This is a genomic window from uncultured Roseovarius sp., assembly GCF_963972555.1.
Classification (GTDB): Bacteria; Pseudomonadota; Alphaproteobacteria; order Rhodobacterales; family Rhodobacteraceae; genus Roseovarius; species Roseovarius mucosus.
Map to the genome: position 1 here is coordinate 1 of NZ_CAXAUM010000010.1, position 17,838 is coordinate 17,838.

The 17,838-nt window shown below is 64.1% G+C and carries 20 protein-coding genes; all 20 read right to left on the reverse strand.

Features of this window, described 5'->3' with window-relative positions; translation table 11 throughout:
* Positions 1-571: 571 nt before the first annotated feature.
* The 20 genes from AACZ65_RS11075 to AACZ65_RS11170 all read right to left on the reverse strand — a co-directional run bounded on the left by AACZ65_RS11075 (position 572) and on the right by AACZ65_RS11170 (position 17,791).
* Positions 572-1,681, reverse strand: coding sequence for an ABC transporter ATP-binding protein (locus AACZ65_RS11075; protein ID WP_339670798.1), 1,110 nt, complete (start codon positions 1,679-1,681; stop codon positions 572-574).
* Positions 1,678-1,860, reverse strand: a complete 183-nt coding sequence (locus tag AACZ65_RS11080) for a hypothetical protein (protein WP_339670799.1) — start codon at positions 1,858-1,860, stop codon at positions 1,678-1,680. The genes AACZ65_RS11075 and AACZ65_RS11080 overlap by 4 nt, the downstream gene beginning before the upstream one ends.
* A gap of 746 nt (positions 1,861-2,606) precedes the next feature.
* On the reverse strand, positions 2,607-3,050 hold the full coding sequence (locus AACZ65_RS11085; protein WP_339670800.1) for a hypothetical protein: 444 nt from the start codon (positions 3,048-3,050) through the stop codon (positions 2,607-2,609).
* Positions 3,047-3,469 carry a hypothetical protein gene (locus AACZ65_RS11090; protein WP_339670802.1) on the reverse strand — a complete coding sequence of 141 codons (423 nt, stop codon included), beginning with the start codon at positions 3,467-3,469 and terminating at the stop codon, positions 3,047-3,049. Before AACZ65_RS11090 ends, AACZ65_RS11085 begins: the two co-directional genes overlap by 4 nt.
* Position 3,470: 1 nt before the next feature.
* A complete protein-coding gene (locus tag AACZ65_RS11095) occupies positions 3,471-7,409 on the reverse strand; it encodes a phage tail protein (protein WP_339670803.1) in 3,939 nt (1,312 codons plus the stop codon).
* A complete protein-coding gene (locus AACZ65_RS11100) occupies positions 7,406-7,777 on the reverse strand; it encodes a hypothetical protein (RefSeq protein ID WP_339670805.1) in 372 nt (123 codons plus the stop codon). Before AACZ65_RS11100 ends, AACZ65_RS11095 begins: the two co-directional genes overlap by 4 nt.
* Positions 7,778-7,785: 8 nt before the next feature.
* Complete coding sequence (locus tag AACZ65_RS11105; protein ID WP_339670807.1) at positions 7,786-8,487, reverse strand: hypothetical protein; 702 nt, start codon at positions 8,485-8,487, stop codon at positions 7,786-7,788.
* Between the two features lies 1 nt (position 8,488).
* Positions 8,489-9,157 carry a hypothetical protein gene (locus AACZ65_RS11110; RefSeq protein ID WP_339670809.1) on the reverse strand — a complete coding sequence of 223 codons (669 nt, stop codon included), beginning with the start codon at positions 9,155-9,157 and terminating at the stop codon, positions 8,489-8,491.
* Complete coding sequence (locus AACZ65_RS11115; protein ID WP_339670811.1) at positions 9,157-11,790, reverse strand: phage tail length tape measure family protein; 2,634 nt, start codon at positions 11,788-11,790, stop codon at positions 9,157-9,159. The genes AACZ65_RS11110 and AACZ65_RS11115 overlap by 1 nt, the downstream gene beginning before the upstream one ends.
* 1 nt (position 11,791) lies before the next feature.
* A complete protein-coding gene (locus tag AACZ65_RS11120) occupies positions 11,792-12,148 on the reverse strand; it encodes a DUF1799 domain-containing protein (protein WP_339671057.1) in 357 nt (118 codons plus the stop codon).
* Positions 12,145-12,474 (reverse strand): hypothetical protein, encoded by a 330-nt coding sequence (locus AACZ65_RS11125; protein ID WP_339670813.1) that lies wholly within the window; start codon positions 12,472-12,474, stop codon positions 12,145-12,147. The genes AACZ65_RS11120 and AACZ65_RS11125 overlap by 4 nt, the downstream gene beginning before the upstream one ends.
* Positions 12,475-12,523: 49 nt before the next feature.
* On the reverse strand, positions 12,524-13,459 hold the full coding sequence (locus tag AACZ65_RS11130; protein WP_339670815.1) for a phage tail tube protein: 936 nt from the start codon (positions 13,457-13,459) through the stop codon (positions 12,524-12,526).
* On the reverse strand, positions 13,456-13,581 hold the full coding sequence (locus AACZ65_RS11135) for a hypothetical protein (protein ID WP_339670817.1): 126 nt from the start codon (positions 13,579-13,581) through the stop codon (positions 13,456-13,458). The genes AACZ65_RS11130 and AACZ65_RS11135 overlap by 4 nt, the downstream gene beginning before the upstream one ends.
* Positions 13,578-14,012, reverse strand: coding sequence for a hypothetical protein (locus AACZ65_RS11140; RefSeq protein ID WP_339670819.1), 435 nt, complete (start codon positions 14,010-14,012; stop codon positions 13,578-13,580). Before AACZ65_RS11140 ends, AACZ65_RS11135 begins: the two co-directional genes overlap by 4 nt.
* The gene (locus AACZ65_RS11145) at positions 14,009-14,506 is read right to left on the reverse strand and encodes a phage virion morphogenesis protein (RefSeq protein WP_339670820.1); all 498 of its coding nucleotides are present in this window, start codon (positions 14,504-14,506) and stop codon (positions 14,009-14,011) included. Before AACZ65_RS11145 ends, AACZ65_RS11140 begins: the two co-directional genes overlap by 4 nt.
* Position 14,507: 1 nt before the next feature.
* Positions 14,508-14,933, reverse strand: coding sequence for a DUF1320 domain-containing protein (locus tag AACZ65_RS11150; RefSeq protein ID WP_339670822.1), 426 nt, complete (start codon positions 14,931-14,933; stop codon positions 14,508-14,510).
* Positions 14,934-15,017: 84 nt separating this feature from the next.
* The gene (locus AACZ65_RS11155; protein WP_339670824.1) at positions 15,018-15,374 is read right to left on the reverse strand and encodes a hypothetical protein; all 357 of its coding nucleotides are present in this window, start codon (positions 15,372-15,374) and stop codon (positions 15,018-15,020) included.
* Complete coding sequence (locus AACZ65_RS11160; protein ID WP_339670826.1) at positions 15,371-16,330, reverse strand: hypothetical protein; 960 nt, start codon at positions 16,328-16,330, stop codon at positions 15,371-15,373. Before AACZ65_RS11160 ends, AACZ65_RS11155 begins: the two co-directional genes overlap by 4 nt.
* Before the next feature lie 17 nt (positions 16,331-16,347).
* Positions 16,348-16,713, reverse strand: a complete 366-nt coding sequence (locus tag AACZ65_RS11165) for a hypothetical protein (protein ID WP_339670827.1) — start codon at positions 16,711-16,713, stop codon at positions 16,348-16,350.
* The gene (locus AACZ65_RS11170) at positions 16,706-17,791 is read right to left on the reverse strand and encodes a hypothetical protein (protein WP_339670829.1); all 1,086 of its coding nucleotides are present in this window, start codon (positions 17,789-17,791) and stop codon (positions 16,706-16,708) included. The genes AACZ65_RS11165 and AACZ65_RS11170 overlap by 8 nt, the downstream gene beginning before the upstream one ends.
* Positions 17,792-17,838 lie beyond the last annotated feature (47 nt).

Consider the following 17,838-nt stretch of genomic DNA (forward strand, 5'->3'; position numbering starts at 1 on the left):
CTCAAGTTGGGTCGGACTCTAATCGATGGTGGAGGAAAAATCCCGTGGCAGGTCACTATCCAAATCGTCCTTCGAATCAGAAACAGCAGTCGAAAAATCTCCAAAATCGACGTAGTCACCCCACCACAAGATTGGAGCACTGCTTCGAGTTTCAATTGACTGCCGGATTAGGGGCATTGACCGAAGATAAGTACTCTTTCCGGCACTATTCCTACCAACCAGGATAGTTATTGGTCTAATTTCAATAGGCGGCGTTTTTTTTAGACGCCGGAGATTCTCTACCGCATATGATATTTGCAAAATTTAGCACTTTCTGTACCGGTATGAGCCCTACTTTTAGCAACCCTAGTTCAAAGCTGTGGTTAGCACTGAATGAACCGTTCTTGGCATCGTCTAAACGAAACTGCAAAAAGATGCTAGAAAGGTTTCAATGCGCACGCAAGCCAGTTGTCACTGGCATGGCGACCACGCGAACGCACTCGGCTTTGACCTACAGCAGCGGACTATGTTTAGCTTGGGAAATGTGAGGGTCCGTTTCACCCCCTCTTTAACACCCCCCTAAACACCCCTTTCACTCCACATACCGAAACCCCTGCACGGCGCGGAAATGCCCGCCGTAGCCGGTCCCGGCGGGCTTGAGGCCTTTGCGCGCCCGTGCGGCGGCGAGGGTCTTCATGCTGCGCTCCTTGGATTCGGCGTAGAGGATGGCTGAGACCTGCGCCCAGAGGGGGTCGCGGCGGAGGGCTGCGGCGAGGCCGGGGTGCGAGGTGTGAAAGAGCATCGGCATGGGCCGCTCGTAGCGGTTCACGCCGCGCCGCCAGAGGGCGCAGACCTCGTTGAGAAAGCGCAGGCCCAGCCCCGCGCCCTGCCATTCGGGCATGACGACAAGGCGACAGGCGCGGCCCTCAACCAGCCCCGGCCGGGTCGAGACGGCGAGATGCGCCACGGGCGCGCCGTCGACGAAACCCACGTAGTAATTGGCCGCGATCATGCGGGGCAGCTTCAGGTAGTGATGCGGCTCAAAGGCGGGCCAGAAGGAGCCGTCTGTCTGGTGAATGTCCATGGCAATGCGCGGTGCCCGTCGAAGACGCCTCCAGCGGAACTCGGCCCGGCGGGTGTCGATCACCCAGTCGGGCTGCAACCAGGACACCACGTCCTCGTGACAGGTGACGGCGACGAACTGGCCTTTGCCGCGCCGCCACGCCTTGGCAAAGGCGGCCGCGCCGATCTGCGCCACGCGCCGGTCGATGGTCGAGGTGAACTCGTCGAGAATGGCAAAGCTCGGCCGCTCAGCCAGAATGCGCGCCAACTCAGCCCGGAACTGCTCGCCGGTGGAAAGGTGGCGGTAGGGGCGCAGCCAGCTCGGGACGGTGCCGAGGCCCACGGCCGAGAGTGCTGACGCGACCGCGTCGAACTCGCCGTCGGGATCAATCGCGTCGATCAGCGCGCCCTCGGGCCACGGGCGCGGATCAAGCTCAGCGCCAAAGGCCGCACGGGCGAGCGAGGATTTCCCGCTGCCCGAGGGGCCGACGATGAGGCCGATCTGCCATGGGCGGGCGGCGAGATCAGCCTCGACCTCGATGCGGAAATCCGCGTCGCCTTCGACGTTGAAGAGGCTAGAGACCCGGGCCGCGCGGTAGGTGTCGGGGATGGGGCTGGCGTGATGAATGGTGAGCTTCATGTCACCACCACGCGGCATTTGAAGCCTTGGCGGCGCAGGCGGCCGAAGGCGTCGATCTGAGCGGCCTCGTCTTCGAGCAGGACAATGACGCCATATTGCCGCCGGTAGCGGGTGCCCTTGGGCAGGCCCGGCGCACCGGGCGGCAGCTCAGGTTTCGGGAGGGTGGTCGATCTGGCCAAGTTTGGCTCCTTCTCTTAGCGCATCGCGCTTTGGGGGAAGGGCTCTTGGCCTCGGTGTGTTCATGGCCCGGCATCTTGGGCACTTGATCGAGATGCCGGATATCCGCGCGCCTCTCGAAAACTTGAATAACAAACGGCCGCATGCGCAGCAACGAGCATCTCGATCTTCCACTTAGAATCACCTCATAAGATCACCGCCCCCTTGGGGCAGGGAGCGGCCATGAGGTCTGTATGGTCGGCGGGGTCCCGTTTGGTGACTGGCCCCGTGCCCTAGGGCGCGTTCCAGAAGCGCGCGCCCTAGGGTCTCTCTCTAGCGCCACAGTGGGGCCAGCGGCCGGTGTGGTTCGCCAGTTTCGCGCGGTGCAATCGGCCATTCCAGATGAAGGATTTCCGAGGGTCCCACGGCCCCTTGCGCTGTTTGAACCCTTTGGCGCTGCCAATCTCTGAGCGGGCCGCCGGAGATACGCGTATCTCGCCGGGATGTGAACGGGAGTGAGGCCTTATGCAGCCCCGCAGATCTCGACCCTGACCACAGAATCGCCCATTGGTGCCGCCGCTCTCCTCCGAGCTTGGGGCGACGATTTGTTGTGCTGGTCGGCGGGGCCATGCGTTTTGCATCCTCGTGCCTCGGGACGTGCCCTCCCTGCGTCCCGAGGCCCCCAATAGAGGCTGGCCTATAAGGGCCACCAGTGGTCTGCGGCATAATCTGGCGGGACCGGGTCCATGGCCAGCAGCGCAGTCAGGATTTAGCTCTCGAACGCTGCTATTTCAGCCTCGAACTGCCCGAGCGCATCGTCAGTATCCGTTGCAGATTGTGCCAGGCTGATGGCCTGAATTGTTTCGATCCGCACCTTTTCCAACTGAGCGCCAATGCCTCTCCACTGGGCCGCCAGATTCAGAAACACTTGGGCAACTTCGTATGCGCTGCTGCCTGTAGATCCCACTTCTCCGGCGATGAACGGATATTGAGTTTCCCAGCCGGTCACCGTGCTTGGCTCTGGTGTCGCTGCGACATACGCCAAGGCCTCGGTTTCCTTGGCCATGTAGATCATGGATTGACCCGCAATCGGCGTGATGAACCTCGACCTGATCTGATCCATTCTCTTGTTGACGGCATCCTTGGCTTTAGCCTTGCAAACATTCAGTTCGCGCGCTTTGCTCACTTCGGAGCGGGACAATATGCGTGTCATTCAATTACCACCTCGGCAAATGTTGGAAGATGGGGAAATGGTGCTTCGACCTCGACCCGGTATGTTCCGGGGTCAATAAATTCAAATGTCTCCTCGTGGTCATCGGTTTCGGCAATGATGGTTGCCATGACTTCTTGACCAGTTTGATCAAATACATTGATCGTCGTCCCTTCGGAGCATGGCGGAACAATTATCTTGCCATCGCTTGAATAAGGTTGGGGCGACTTTGGTCTTGAAACAAGGATACCTTCGACAAGCATCATGTTACTCAGCTCATAGAGAGTCACCGGAACGGGTGTTTGAATCTCGCCGTCCCCTGGCTGATCGACCACAACCCTCATAAATCCCTCGGGTTGACCGCTGGTAGAAACTGCTTCCTGGACAATGCCCTGTTCGTTCAATTTCACAAAATATCCCATGTTACCTCCTTACTGCCCTTAGACTAATGGCTGCGTTTCTCAGGCAGTTTTGGGTTGTTGACAAACCTCCAGCCGAAAAATCATAGACCGTCAAAAGACGAAACTGGACGCTGTCCGCATTGTAAATTCGATTGGTTACAAGGTGTCTTTGAGTGTAAGTCGCCCCGATACCGCCGACAGCATAACCACTATTGTAAAGGTTCGCCCAAGCGCTCCAAGAGCCCGCAAAGTTGATCCGTTCTTGTAACAGGAATGCGGTGTTCACAACTCGGCCATCAAAAGCCGATGTTCCCGCTGGCCTATGTTCAAAGAAGGTACCAATTGTGTACATTGACTCTGGTGTGGCGTCTCCGGACGAAAGTGTGGTCAGGCAGTGAACTGAGTTATGTGCAACGTGCTGAGCGGCCGTGCTAAGTGCAGTTCCCCCATCAGAAACAGAACCTTCGACAAGCGAAGATCGAACGATCAAACTGTTGAATTCGGCGCTGCCGTTTTTGTTGATCTGCCATCCAATAGAACCGGCAGAAAAATCATCAGATTGAAGAGCATCACCAAAGAGAGCCAGACCAGCGGCCGCGAAACTTCCAGTGTTGATATGATTGGATTGAATCTCACCATCAACAATCAGCTTTCCAGTATTCATACGGCGCACCATGACGCCACCTATGTAGCAGTTGGTGGTGCCGTTGTTGCCTTTGATCAGACGAATGCGCGCGAACTTGAAGCCCGCCGGAACATTGATTGCGCCCTCGACCTTCGTGATAGAGGTAGAGGAGACGGTGCCAATATTCGCGAAGATATAATCGGTTCCGTTCACGCCGGAAAAGGTCGGGTTTCTGGACAACTGCAGGTCCGCATAAACGTTGCCTGTTCCGGCGACGATCCGTGCGAAATAACGGAAATAGAGGGTTTCCCCTTCACCGTTCAACTCAATCGTAAAGAGGCCATTGGATACGGTGTAGGACGTGCCCACCCCTTGCAAGCGCGCAAGGTTGGTGGACCCCCAGCTCGTGATGGCAGCGGTCGTGATCCAGTCGACGCCAGCAGGGTTGGACCATGCGGAATGATCATCAAAGTTGGCGTCGATATTCAGGTTGTCGAAGGACCCGATGGCCATATTCCGTGCGCGCACGGCGTTGACCGCCAATTGATCCGCGCCAATTGCCCCGGCTGCGATAGACGCCGCCGTGAATTGCCCCACCACGTCGGTGCTGGCGACCGAGGAGACGTAGGCCGTGCCATTCCAGCGATAGATTTTGCCGCCAAACGCGACCAGCTCAGTCGATTTGACCGTGGGCAGAGACCCCACAACCGTCACCGGCTCCAGACCCGCCGCAAAGCTCGTCGCGTCAATCAGCCCTTGAAGTGCCTCCTGATTGATCACGTCGCCCGTCGCGCGCGCGGTGGCCGTGACCCTCGCAGACCAGCCTGATTTGTTGCCCGAGGTGTCGACCGCGCGCACCCAATAGTTCAGGGTCTGGCCTCCTGTCAGGTTCTGGCTGATAAACTGCGGCGTGGTGGTGATATAGGTCGGCACAGTGCTGACGCCCGGAGCCGTGGCCGACACCCGCTCGACGATCTCATAGCGCGACAGATCGCTTTCGGTGTTGGCGGTCCACTTGACCCAGATGCCCTCGAACATCCCCTCGGCGGTGATGCCGCTCGGGACGGCGGGCGGTATCGTATCGACCGCCGCCGTGATGCCAACCGCCGCCGACCAAGCCGACTTGGTGCCAATCGCCGACACCGCACGCACGCGGATTGAGATCACCGTGCCCGGCACCCCATCGCGAGACCACGCAGGCCCTCCGGCCGGAAAGATCGTCTCGGTCCCGCCCGTGGTGACCCCCACCTCGTAACTGACCGCATTCGCAACAGCACCCCAGACGGCGGAGACCCGCGAGAGGGCGTCGGCGACCAGCACCGTTGCCAGTGCCAGCCCCGTCGGCACGGTCACGGTGGTGAATGCCGGATCAAGATCAGCGCCGGTCATGCGCAGGTCGGGCGTGGTCACGCTCAGCCATGGCGACCAGGCGGTCGGGGCATCCGCCACGTAGCGGGCGCGCACCTCGTATTCCGTGGCGGCGATCAGATCGCCGCGCACCAGCACGCGGCCACCGTCCACCGGCTTGATCCCCTCGGCGACGATCTCCTGCGTTGCTCGGACGCGGACCTCATAGCGCAGGTTTCGGATCGACGGGAACGCATCGTCGACCGTCCAGGTCAGCAGGATTGCCGGGCGGCGAGCATTGCCCGCATCGTCAGACAGATCAAAGGCCGCAACAGACAGCGCCACGACCGCCGGAGTGGGCGGCGTTTGCCCGTTGGTGGGCAGGGGGGCCGCGACTTCAAGCTCCGGCTTGATCGCAACGTCCCCCGCTTCGCGCTCGCGCACAGTCACGACCTGCAAGAGCGTGTCGGTGCGGTCCTCGACCTCGATCACCTCGAACACTTTGCTCGTGTAACCAAAGGCCTCGGAGGTGAAGCTGATGGAATCCAGCGGCTCGACCAGGGCAAAGGACGGCGGCAGCGTCATCTGATGCGTGCGAAACCGTCGCCCGTCCAGCAGATAGGCGTTCAAGAGTTGCTGCGCCTGCGCCTTGACGCTTACGGCTGGCAGGCCAAGGCTCGAGACGCGCTGACGGCCATCCTCGGCCACCCAATCCTCATTGAGGATCAGATCGGCGTCCCGACCCTCCCAAATGTCGTTTGGCTCAACATAGGTGCCGGTGATGCCGTTGGTCACGGTGTCGAACGCCGGGAACGGTGTCAGCACAGACCCTTCCGTAATCACGAAATCCGCGTCGGTCACATGCAGGACCGGGGCGGCGGGCGCACCCACGCGCACCCGGAACACACCGCCAAACTCGCTCATCTGGGCAAAGCTGGCGCGGTTCATTTCCTCGATCACATCGACGGGCTCCATTTCCTCGACGTTGATCTCGAACCCGGCCACGTATTGCTTGCGATCCCCCACGAGCACGTCGCACTCGTTCATGGCGGCGAACCAGTTATCGAGGGGCAAATCCTCTGCATCGACCCGCCCGCCCCAGATATCGCCGGTGGGCAGGGTGATGCCGCGCAGGATGTTGTAGTTGATCACTTGCGGATTGTCGGACCACTCCCACGTTGCGGGATCATCCCAGCGATGCGGCCCGGAGCCGCCCACGGTCGTATCCTTGCGCGGGTCATAGAGCTTGATGCCCTGCACCTCGAAACGCACCGAGGGCAGGCCCTGATAAATCTCGGGATCAAGCGCGAACTCCAGCACAGCGTAGGCCGTGCCGTGCAAGACGTGATCGGTTGTCCAAGGGCGGTCAACGTGGTGTTCGTAATAGCGCACCAGAGGCTCGGCGGCGGTGGTCTGGGTGCCGTCATAAAACCACAGCCACGCGGTTGGATCGGTATCATCCTGCCGGAACGCTGTCAGGATGCGGCGGCCAGACCCGGTAAACACTTCATTGAACGGCCCCGCGCTATCGGAGGGCGCTTCGATGTCGGAGTATTTCCCGTTGATCACGATCCGCCCGGTCAGGCCGCTGACAGGGACATTCGAGACCTCCAGAATATAGGTCAGGATGCCGTTGTTCTTGAACCGGGAATAGGCGGGTGCGACCGCGTGACCCTCGACGGCGTAGGTGCCAACGACGAACTTGGCGGGTGTCACATCGCCGGTGGTGGTCTGCTCTGTCTGGATGCCCTGGCCGTTCACCTTCGGCTTCTTGGCGAAGGCTTGGCTCAGCAGCGACAGGCCCGCGCCGACGATGATCCGCGTCGCAAAAGCCCCGAGCGCGCCGAACCCGGCCGCGATTGCGGCAAAGGTGCCGGCCCCCGCGCTCGATGCGGCCAGAGCGATGGCAATCGCAGACGAAATCGGCTCGGCCAAAGCTCCGGTGGGCGCTGCGATGAATGCCGCGAGGATCGCAAAGAAGAGGATCATATCTGGAAGGCCCTCGCCGCTTTGAGGCGGGACAGATGCCCAAGCCCGTCAGGCCGCAGCACGAACACGCGGTCACTGGCAAAGATGCCCATGGCGTTGCCCTCGCACACCGCCAGATCGCCCAACTGTGCGACGGCGGGCGGGATTTCCGGGAACAGGCTCGCGATGTAATCGACATGGCTGGCAAAGCCGTCCTCAGCCATCACGCGAGCGAGGCCTGCCATGCTGCGATAGCGCCCGCGCCACCGCTCGCCGTGATCGACGCCCGTCGCCACCTTCACCCATCCGGCCACATACATGCCGCAGTCGTGCGAGCCGGGCCGAAACCGCATGGCCCGCACGGCGTCGAGATAGTTGATCAGTAGCATTGCCCGGCTCATCCGCGATTGTCTCCGCTGCCCGAAAAGCCGCCTGTGCGGTCGTCTGCCGTTGGCGTGGCAGGCGCGGTTGCCGTCGGCGGCGGTGTGCCGTTCTGCGACTTGCCAGCCCCCCAGAACACCGGCACCGCACCGGAGACAGCCGCATATTCCCGGCCCCGATCCGCCGGGTTGATGCGTCGTTGTGCGGAGTCCGATTTCTTGAGGGCCACGGTGCGGGTCAGGGAGCGGGCGGCGCTGGCCACGGTCATTTCGATTTCGGCGCTCTGGCCCTCCGCCGCGCGCGGCAAGGGCATCTCCTCGACCGACCCCTTGATCACGCGCACCGGCTGGCCCACCTGCACGGCCTTGACCGGATCGAAAAACACGCGATGCACCTCAACGGGTGCGCCAAGCAGATGATAACTGTTCAACAGGTTCAGAACCGTGGCCGGGATGCCCGAAAACCGGATCGTGTGCATGCGCACGTTCAGGCCCACCTCGCCCCGGATCGGATCAAGCCCCAGCAGCGACCCGGCCGCGGCATAGCTGCGCGCCTCTGCGCCCACCGTGAACTGGCGCACATCGAGGCCATTCCAAAACCCGGCCGCCTCAATCAATCCGGTGTCGCGTCGCCGGGGCCGGACCCAGACCAGATGCCGGGTAATGACGCCGGTGAGGTTGGCCAGCATGGTCTCAGCGGCGCTGCCATAGTCGCGCATCTCAGACCCCCACGATCTGCACGAAAGAAAACTGTGCGCCTTCGGCCCTGCCTGAGCGATGCGCGCCGTAGGCCGGATTTGGTTCAAGCCGCGCCTTGATCACCGGCTTGATCAGCGTCACGGGGTCACCGACGACAACGCCGGGCTGGATGGGCGGCGTCACCTGAAACCACTCGGTCGTGCCGAGCGCTCCTGATTGAATATCGCTCACAACGCGGTGCAGGGCGTAGCGGGTGGGGCTGCTGCCATATTGCCAGCCAATGAAATCCCCTCCGCGCAGCCAGTATTGGCCCGGCAGGCCTTGCAGCTTGACCATCCGCGCATCGTCCGCGTCGAGTTGCGCAATCGTCGGTGTGGCCGCGCCCAGGATCGTCCCGGCCGGATCATCGGCCGGGTGCGTCTTGACCGGATCATAAACGAGAAACGATGCGCCCGGGGTGTTGAGCACGGACAAGAGCGCGTCGATCCGGGCCGCGTCCGAGCGGTTGTTGGTGGGGGGAAGAGAAAACGATCCGCGCCAGTTGCTTTCGCCTGTCTGGGCAGGGAGTGGCACACCGCCCGCCGTGCGGTCGATCTGCATGGGCGTGTTGATATAAAATTCCGAGACCGAGATTTTCAATCTGGCCTGAAACTCCGCGAATGAAAGCGGGAATGCGAGCGGGTCTGCCATTAGCCGCGCCTCTTGGGGTCTTTGTTGATCCTGTCGACGGCCTGCGGCAGGCCGTCGCGCATGAATTGCTTGATGCCCATCTTCGTGACTTCAATCGCCATGTCGCGCGCGCGCTCTTCGATCACGGCGTGGAATAGCTCGGATGGCTCGATGCGCAGGCGCGTGACGCCATTGCCCTGCGCGCCCGCACCGCCCGCCGCCCCGGCGCCACCCCCAGCCTGCGCGGGCAGGGGCAGGCCGCCCCCGGCAAAGCCCGGAATAATGGCCCCTGCATTCATGGCCTCGAGCAGCGTGCGGTTGCGGGCCGTGGCCTCGGCCGTCATGATGAATTCCCCGGCGCTGACCAGCGCGGGAATCTTGTCGCCCCGGCCCGTGCCCGCGCCCAAAAGGATGCCAGGGCGGGTGACAAGAGGATCGCCGCCGGTGGCGAAGCCGGGCAGGGCGGCGGCGGGCAGGCCGCCGTTTGCGAAGGGCAGAGACGAGCCGCCGGAGAACAGACCAAAGAGACCGCCGAGCGCGCCGCCACTGCCGCCGCCGAAGATCCCGCTCAGGAAGCCTCCACCGCCGCCAAAGAGGCCCGAGAGTGGACCGGTACCGAGGATCAGTGCCTCCTTGGCTGCGCGAATGATCATGTCGCCAATGCCTTCCCAGACATCCCGCAGGCTTTCGGCCTCGAGCAGCACGTCATCCACGGCGCGGCCGAACTCCTCCTTGCGCTCCAAGGCCACGCGCTCGGTCTCATGGGCCGCGATGAGGGCCTCGATCTCTTCGCGCTGCTTTGGGGTCGCGGCGGTCAGGCGCTCGCGCAGGCGGATCAATTCACGCTGGACCGGATCGCTCTCGCGCAGGGCCTCGATCTCGCGCCGCTTGCTTTCGATCAGCCGGTCGAGCGCCTGCTGTTCGCGCAGGGTCTCGTTGGTCGATCCGCCGCGCGCGCCGCTGGTGGAGCGCGCAGGCCGGGCGAGTTCATTGAGACGCGCGGTTTCCCGGGCCAGTTCAACCACAGCGTCCCGGCGCGCGTTGAGGGCGTCGACCGTTGCCAGATCACCGCTGGCCTCGCCTCTGATGACGGCGGTTTCCCGGTCGAACCGCGCCCCTGCCAAGGCCCCGGCGCGGCCCACTGGATCATCGCGGAACTCTGCCCGGATGCGGGCATTCTCCAGCCCCACTTCGCCTTGGGCCTGCAAGTCAGCTACCGCGTCGACCGCGCCGCGCACTTCGGCCGCAAGGCGCGAGGCCTCGTCGGCGGCCGCGCGGATGCCGCCGGAAATGTCGCTCGTGGCGATCTCGAATGCGGCTTGTGCCGCCTCGCGCAGGGCGTTTTTGGTCTCCACGCTTGCGTCCGAGGCATCGGCCTCCGCAAGTGCGGCATTGAGGGCGAACTGGGCGCGCAGGCGTGTCACGGCGGCGCTGTCCGCGCCATGCTGTGCGATGGCCTCTGCAATCGCATTCTGCTCAAGCATCGTCGAGAGCAAGGCCTGCGCGGCGGCCTCGGCCTTCAATTGCTCGCCGGTGGCCTTGGTTACCAGTTCGAGGAAGGCAAGCATTTCCTCATTCTGGCGGTTTTGCGCCGGGTCTTGGGATTGAAGCTCGGCCACCTCGGCCAGCCGAAGGCGCATCTGATCCAGCGTATCAAGCCGGGCCTGCTCCGCCGCCGAGATCTCGCCCGAAGCCTCTGCCGCGCGCGTGTAGCTTTCGATCAGCGCGTCAACGGCGGCGGCTTGTTCTTCGACCGTGCCTTGGGCCGCTTCTTGTAACCCGACGAGGTCGGCCAGAACGTCATTGATCAGGCTTCGGCTCTCTCGGCGCGCACGGCCGAAGAAGATGTTACCCAGGTCGAATTCCTGCGCAAGCCGCACCTGGTCGCCGCTGTCCGGGCGGGGCAGGTTGATATTGCCCTCTTCCAGAAAGCTGGTGATCCCAGCCGCCGCCTCACGCTGCGCCGTGCGCTTTTCGGCCTCGACGATCCGGTCGAGGATGTTTTGCGCGCGCTCGACGAAGCCTTCGCCGAAGCGCTCGGCCAATTCGAGCCGCGTGGCCGAGGCCTCCGTGATCTTGTCGCGCAGGCTGTCGATGCGGGTCTCTAACGCCTCGACGGTATCGGCAAAGCTCTCGCCCTCGTCAGTGGCGGAGGTGAACCAGTTGACCAACGCCGCCGTTGCCGCCAGCGCGCCGATGGTGATCAGATTGATCGGGCTCAGCATCGACAAGACAGCGCCGCGTAAGGCGCGAAACGCTCCCGCCGCCCCGAGAGGGCCGATCACCTGAGTGATTTGCGTGCCCTGCTGAATGGCGAGCTGAAACGGGTTTTGCCCCGCAGCCAGCATGACAAGCACATCATTGCCCTGCGATACGAGATTGCCCATCGATCCGGCGGCGAGGCGGGTTGCGCCGGACAATTTCTGGGTTGCAGCAGCGTTGACATCCGCGGCGGCGCTGGCCGTCGTAAGACCCGTCGCCGAGGTCCGCGCTGCGGTCCCGAGTTGCCCCACGCCGCGCGCGGCCGCAGCCCCTTGGGTGCCCACGCCGCGAATGTCTTGAGCCGCCCCTTTGGCGGCGGTGCCCGTGGCCTGCAGCTCCGCCTTCGCCTGATCGGCGTCCATCAGGATCTCGCCCTGGACACGCAATGTCATCTCAGCTCTCCCGCATCGCGGCCACGGCCGCGCCTTCGATCACCTGCACCTCGGCCCAAAGCTCGGGCGTGATCCGGACCCCGCTCATGCGCAGCCCCGCCCGCGCGGCCGTGTAATCGAGGCCCACCACGCGGAACCCTGCGAGCCCGGCCGAGACGGTGCGCCACTGGTTGCAGACCGCGAGGAAGGCGCGCACGGCAGGGACATTCTGCGGCCAGACACCAGAGCCGGGGCCGGACGGATCACGACTGAGCTGGCCCGGGTCGATCCCCCAGAAGGCCGCCTCGTCGTCATGGTCGCGCCCCTCGTCATCGCCGATCAGGTCGCCGCGCGCCCATGCCCGCCCGGCCCATTTCAGTTTTTTACCCGCTTCCCCATGATCGCCGCGTAATAGGCGTTGATCATCGCCACGCGGACGTAAGCCAGACCAATCAGCCGGTCGCGCAGGGCGTGGCTATAAGGCAGCTTCGCGCCTTTCTCGTCCTCGACGTCGTCAAAGTCTTGAACCACGGCCCCCAGAAACTCCCGCTCGCCGCGCGCGGTGCGCATGTCGAACGCCTCGACCTCCGCGTCGGGCAGCACACGGAACGTGACCAGCATGTCCTGCACCTCGTGGCCGCCGTCGGAGGGCACCTTGATCTCGACGCGGTGGGTGAAGGTGGGGGTGGGGTCGATCTTGAACATGTGTGTGATCTCTCTTTCAAAGGGGTGTTGAAGGGGGCGTTGAACCGGCTCAGGTGAGGGTCATCATCCACTGGTCGGCAGCGGTGGAAGTGGTGGGCAGCGGCACGAGACGCAGCGGCCATTCTTTGCGACCCTGTCCATCCTCGAGACCTTCAGGGCGCTGCATCTGCGCATTGGGGGCCGCGATGTTGACGATGTTTCCGGCGGTCTTGCCGTGCTCGATCTCGACCGGCACCTTGGCTTGGGTCGCGGCCATGACGAAGGGGTCGAAGGCGGCCAGCGCCACGGCGCGCACCCGCGCCTCGATGGTGTTTTCATGCCCGTCGAGGATTACTTCCTCCTCGCCGATCAGAAACTGCGGCTCGATGCGGTTGGCGAGCGTCAGCTTGAAATTGCGCATTACCAGCGCGGTGCCATCAATTGTGAAGACCGGTGTGTTGGTGTCGGAAGCGGCCAGCGGATCGGGAATGCCGGTGAAGTCCGCCGTGGGAACGGCCACGTCGGCCGGGGCCACGTAGAGCGCGGTGAACTCGAACTCGATATAGGGAATGCCCGAGGCCGAGACGTCAAAGGCGGCGGTCCCGCGCACGCCCACCATCGCATAGAGCGTGCCGTCGATATTGAGATGCAGCGTGACGCTCTCGAGGTTCGAATAGACCCGGTTGTAAACCACGGAGGTGGCGGCCGTTACGGTCTCGGCGCAGCCACAGGCGCGCAAGAGGCATCCCCAACGGGGCGCTGTCCCGGCGGTACCGGAGCCAGCCAGCTCGACCTTGAAGGAAATCGTGCGGTGCAGGTCAACCGGGATCGTGCCCGTGGGGCCGCCATGCGGCGTGTCGAGATTGCGGTCGAGGTCCTGACCCTGCATGGGCGACAGGCGCACGTCGGTGGCAAGAATGGCGTCGCCTCCCGTGGGGGCGGCGTCGGTGCCATAGGTGGTCTCGAGCTTTGCGAGCAGGACCTTGCGTCTCCAGAGGCGGCTCATTTCTCGGCATCCTTCTTGTCGGATTTGGGGGCAGGCGCGGGCTTGGGCGCGGCCTCGGCGCGTTTCAACGCGCCTTTGTCGTCGCGGGTGTAAGACCCGCCGGAGGTGGGGAGATTGGTCATGACAGGATCCTCAGTTGATCGTCGATGGAAAAATCGAGCTGATAGGCAAGCACACCGGCCCCGCTGGATACGAGATGCCCGCGCTCGAACCGGAAGACGCCGACCTCGTCGCCCGGTGCCCAACCCGCCAAGGCGCGCACCACGCGCATGAGGAACTGGTCGATCTTGTCGAGGGAGGCGGCCCCGGTGCGGTCAAAGCTCTGTGCGAAGATCACCACGCTCGTGCGATAGGTCAGCATCTGGCTGAAGACGCCCGAGGCGGCGTCGGGGCGGCTGCCCTGAATGCCGGAGGGAAAGACATAGGCCGCGACCGATTGCGCGGGCAGCTTCTTGGAGCGGATCAGATCGACAAAGGCGCGCCCGCCGTCGATCCGGCCTGCAAGCTCGGGCACCTGCGCCTCGATCCGGGTCATGACATCGGTGATGGTCATGCGAAGACCTCGCGCAGATAGGCCTCGACGGTGCCCGCGATGTCGGTCTCGTCCTTGTCGTCAAAGCCCAGAAAAGGCCGGGCCGGGATCTCGACCTGGTCGACCATGATGAATTGGCCGTTTGGCAGGGTGAAGGCCAGCTTTGCGGCGGCGTCCGTGCCGGTCGGCTCGATGAAGGCTCCGAATTGATGCGTGGCGGCATAGGGTACATTGGTGCCGATGCGCGCGGAAAAGCTGTCGGCCTCTGTCACGATGCTGTCGCGCAGGCGTGTGCTGTCGACCAGCGTCTTGCCGCCGAATTCGCGCGCGCGGTGCGAGACCGGCCAAACGATGCCGCCCGGGCCTTCACTCTTCTCGAACCGCTCGGAGACGGAGGTTTCCAGAACGGTGCCGATGCGGCGCATCAAAGGGGTGAGGTCGGACAACTGGCGCAGGCCATTGGCGATGGCGCTGTCAAAGTCGAGACTGTCGAGGCTGACGGTGAGGGTGACCATCTCAGAACCCCTTGAGGCTGTCGCGGCTGAAGGTGGCCTGCGGCGCGCTGATCTGTGGCAGCTGGGGATTGCCGGGGCCGGTATCGGCGGGCGTCTCGTCGCCGAGCGAGGCCTCGCCCCGGCGCACCTCGCGCAAGAAGCTGAGGGCGGCCTCATAGCCTTCCTTGGCCCCGTCATAGGCGGCGGCCCGCGCGCCCAAGAGGCGATGCCAGGCAATCGCGGCGGCGTGCATCGTGAGCGCGCGCGGCGGGGTGTCGGCGTTATAGAGCCCCGCGACATAGCTTTCGGTGACCGACACGGCATCGTCGATGGCCGCTTGCAGAACGCCCATATCCACGACGCCGGGGGCTGCGTCCCGCGCTGTGACCTCAGCGAGGAAGCTTGCGCCGTAGCGGTCGATCATATCCTGTGCGGTGAGGTAGGGCATGTCCGTCTCCGGCTTGGGTGTTTGGCTGCCGGTCTCTCCCGGCTGTCACGCCCGATCCTTGGCGGCGTCCCCTAGGGGGTATTCTCAGGAAGCTGCGCCAGCGGCGGCCTGCATCTCGGCCCAAACCGCATCCCGCACACCGGCGGTGATCTGGTCGCCGAGGCCCGGGGCAGCGTCCTGCAGCGCCTTGACCTTGGGCTTGCCGCCTTTGTCGAAGGCGTCGCCGGGCAGGGCGTTGATGGCATTGGTCAAGGCCACGCGCAGCGCATCGTCGAGGACGGGCGGCGGCGCGGTGTCAGCCCCGCCGTCGGCCTCCTCGATTGCGCCCAAGGCCAGAAGGCGCGCGATCTGCGCCGCGCTGCCGATCTCTTGCGCGGGGTAGGTCGATCCCGCCTCCAGCCGCGAGGCTGCGATGACGGTGCGTTTGATGCGGTAGCTCATGCTGCGTCCTCAATCAGATAGCCGGTGGCGGGGGCCGCGATGACTTCGCGGAGCTGCTCGCCCACGCGCAGGGTGGTGGCGCCTTTGAGGCCGACCTTGGGATCGAAGAAACGCCCCGAGACGCGGCCGTCGAATTGCGCGGTCCAGCCCCATGCGGGGGCGGTGCCATCGGGACCGGCCTGTGTGTTGCGGTGAAGGAGGGCGATATTGCCGCCCCAGACCTTCTCGAAGGCGGCCGTCTGACCTTTGCGGGCCGAGTTGATGTAGCTGTCGCCCACGAGGATTTCTGACAGCTCGAAGAGCTCGGCCACCGCCTCGCGGCTGGCGCGGCCTTTGTCGCCCGAAGTCCGGTTGATCGCCTTGAGGATATCGGGATGAGTCGAGAGCGCCGTCCAGGCCTTGCGCCCCATCGCGGCCACATTGGGGCGCATGATGAACGTGGCATCAAGAGCGGCAGAGATCACGCCGATAGGGTCAGAGGTGGGATCGGTGAACTGGCCCGCGCCCGACAGCACCACCCGCTTGTCGGCGTCATAATTGGCCGCGTCCTGCACCATGGCGGCCACGCGCTTTTCGCGGTCGAGCTGGATCAGATGGGTGAGGCCTTCGACGGCACGCGCCTCGGGATCGAAGGCCGAGTTGCCAGCGGCGCGGAGTGCCCGGGCGGCGTCGATGTCGCGCTGCGGCACCACGTCGTCGAGACCGTAGTCCTTGACCGAGGAGGTGCGTTCTTCGCCGGTGAACTCGACCTGTTGGACCAGACCTTTGCGGCCCACTTCCGTGTCGGGCACGGTGAACATCTGTTCGGGCGGATAATAGGTCCATTTGAAATCCATCCCCATGACCGGCACGCGGGGCATGACCTGGTCGGCAATGAAGAAGATATCGGGGTTGCGGTAGTTGACGGCGATGGCGGTCAGGACCGGATCGACGACAAAGGGGGTGGGGGTGCTCATGGATCAGCTCCTCAGGATCAGGTGACAGAGTGACGGGCAATGGCCACGTCGATGATGTCGCCAGCCACGCCCGCCTGCAGCGCGTAGCCGATGGCGATGTTTCCGGCCCCGGCAGCGGCGGCGACGCCAAGGCCCGAGGCGTCCGACGCGATGGGCACACCGGCGGCGACCGCGCCCGCGAGCTCAAGCTCGGCGGAGCCAGACATGATCACGTCCTGAAGGTCGCCCAGTTTCGCGTCGAGCTGGTCCGAGATGCCAATCGCGAGATCGGTCGCGGCAGCGGCCGCAAGGATGCCGCCCGCAGCACCAAACTTGACGATCCGGCGGCCGGGCAGGGCGGCCTCGGCGGTGTAGGATTTGATGAATGCTCCGGGATTAGCCATTGTCGCTCTCCATGGTGTCCTCGATCTGGCGCGCGGCCTCGGCAAAGCTCAGCGTGCGGCCCTCGGCCTCTGCGTCCTTGATGAGGCGCTTGGCGGCGGCGGTGATGTCGTCTGGCCCCTTGACCTGCGGCAGGGCATCCCCGCCCGCCCGCTCGCTGAAATCGATCAGCGGCTTGGTCTGCTTTGAGAGCAGGTCACGGAACCATTCGCGCGGGCTGGCGCTCTTGCCTTCGGCAAAGGCCACCTCGTCTTGCGCGTCGAGGCTTTCCATGAACGCGGCCATCTCCTCCTTGAGACCCGGCGCGATGCGCCCGTTCTTGGCAAGGGTGTTGAGAAGGGCCGCGTCTTCGGCGCGGCGCGTCTTGGTCAGGGCCTCGGCGAAGGCGGCTTCCTTCGCGTCAAGTTCGGCCGCGCGCGCATCGAGCGCGGCTTGGCGGTCTTCGGGGGTTTGCGTGTCCGTGCCGGACATGTCGGGGTCTCCTTTTTGGGGTTCGGCGAATGGGGTTTGCGTGGTCTCGGGTGCGCCTGCGGCGTCGCGGAGCGCCTCCTGACCTGCGGGGGTGCGTGCCCAGGACAGGACGGCGGCAATCGCGCCTTTCAGGGCGTCCGCGAAACTGGCGGCGGGCGCGTCTTCTTCCGAAAAGGCGATCTCGAGGGTCACGGCCTCGGCGTCCTCGGCGAACTCGGCCGCCTTGAGGCCTTTGACCGCAGGGGGCTGTGCGCCCAGAAACCCCACGTGCTTCAGGTAATAGGTGCCGGGGGTCGGGTTCGCGGCGGATTGAGGAGGGTAGAAGGAGGCGCTGATCCGCTTGAAGCGGCCCGCGCGCACCATCTCGGCGAAGGCAGGCTCCACCTGGTCAGGCTCGGCAAAAAGCTCAGCCCCTTCGGCGCGCAAGCGTTTGACCCAGCCGTAAGCCGGGGCATCGGTGCGAGGATGGCCCACGACGATGGGGGCCTCATGGAGGGCGGGATCATAGGCGGCGGCAATGCCCTCGACCTCGGCTTCGGAAAACTCGAAGCTCTGCCCGGATTGGGCGGTGTGGCGGCCAGCGCGGAAGATGTGCAGCGGTTTTGTCATGACCCGACATTAAGCCGGGGCGACGGGCCAGATCAGATGAAGGGCTT

Coding starts and splice junctions, on each gene's coding strand:
- AACZ65_RS11075 (WP_339670798.1), bottom strand. CDS start 1,681: ATGAAGCTCACCATTCATCACGCCAGCCCCATCCCCGACACCTACCGC.
- AACZ65_RS11085 (WP_339670800.1), bottom strand. CDS start 3,050: ATGACACGCATATTGTCCCGCTCCGAAGTGAGCAAAGCGCGCGAACTG.
- AACZ65_RS11090 (WP_339670802.1), bottom strand. CDS start 3,469: ATGGGATATTTTGTGAAATTGAACGAACAGGGCATTGTCCAGGAAGCA.
- AACZ65_RS11095 (WP_339670803.1), bottom strand. CDS start 7,409: ATGATCCTCTTCTTTGCGATCCTCGCGGCATTCATCGCAGCGCCCACC.
- AACZ65_RS11100 (WP_339670805.1), bottom strand. CDS start 7,777: ATGCTACTGATCAACTATCTCGACGCCGTGCGGGCCATGCGGTTTCGG.
- AACZ65_RS11105 (WP_339670807.1), bottom strand. CDS start 8,487: ATGCGCGACTATGGCAGCGCCGCTGAGACCATGCTGGCCAACCTCACC.
- AACZ65_RS11110 (WP_339670809.1), bottom strand. CDS start 9,157: ATGGCAGACCCGCTCGCATTCCCGCTTTCATTCGCGGAGTTTCAGGCC.
- AACZ65_RS11115 (WP_339670811.1), bottom strand. CDS start 11,790: ATGACATTGCGTGTCCAGGGCGAGATCCTGATGGACGCCGATCAGGCG.
- AACZ65_RS11125 (WP_339670813.1), bottom strand. CDS start 12,474: ATGTTCAAGATCGACCCCACCCCCACCTTCACCCACCGCGTCGAGATC.
- AACZ65_RS11130 (WP_339670815.1), bottom strand. CDS start 13,459: ATGAGCCGCCTCTGGAGACGCAAGGTCCTGCTCGCAAAGCTCGAGACC.
- AACZ65_RS11135 (WP_339670817.1), bottom strand. CDS start 13,581: ATGACCAATCTCCCCACCTCCGGCGGGTCTTACACCCGCGACGACAAA.
- AACZ65_RS11140 (WP_339670819.1), bottom strand. CDS start 14,012: ATGACCATCACCGATGTCATGACCCGGATCGAGGCGCAGGTGCCCGAG.
- AACZ65_RS11145 (WP_339670820.1), bottom strand. CDS start 14,506: ATGGTCACCCTCACCGTCAGCCTCGACAGTCTCGACTTTGACAGCGCC.
- AACZ65_RS11150 (WP_339670822.1), bottom strand. CDS start 14,933: ATGCCCTACCTCACCGCACAGGATATGATCGACCGCTACGGCGCAAGC.
- AACZ65_RS11155 (WP_339670824.1), bottom strand. CDS start 15,374: ATGAGCTACCGCATCAAACGCACCGTCATCGCAGCCTCGCGGCTGGAG.
- AACZ65_RS11160 (WP_339670826.1), bottom strand. CDS start 16,330: ATGAGCACCCCCACCCCCTTTGTCGTCGATCCGGTCCTGACCGCCATC.
- AACZ65_RS11165 (WP_339670827.1), bottom strand. CDS start 16,713: ATGGCTAATCCCGGAGCATTCATCAAATCCTACACCGCCGAGGCCGCC.
- AACZ65_RS11170 (WP_339670829.1), bottom strand. CDS start 17,791: ATGACAAAACCGCTGCACATCTTCCGCGCTGGCCGCCACACCGCCCAA.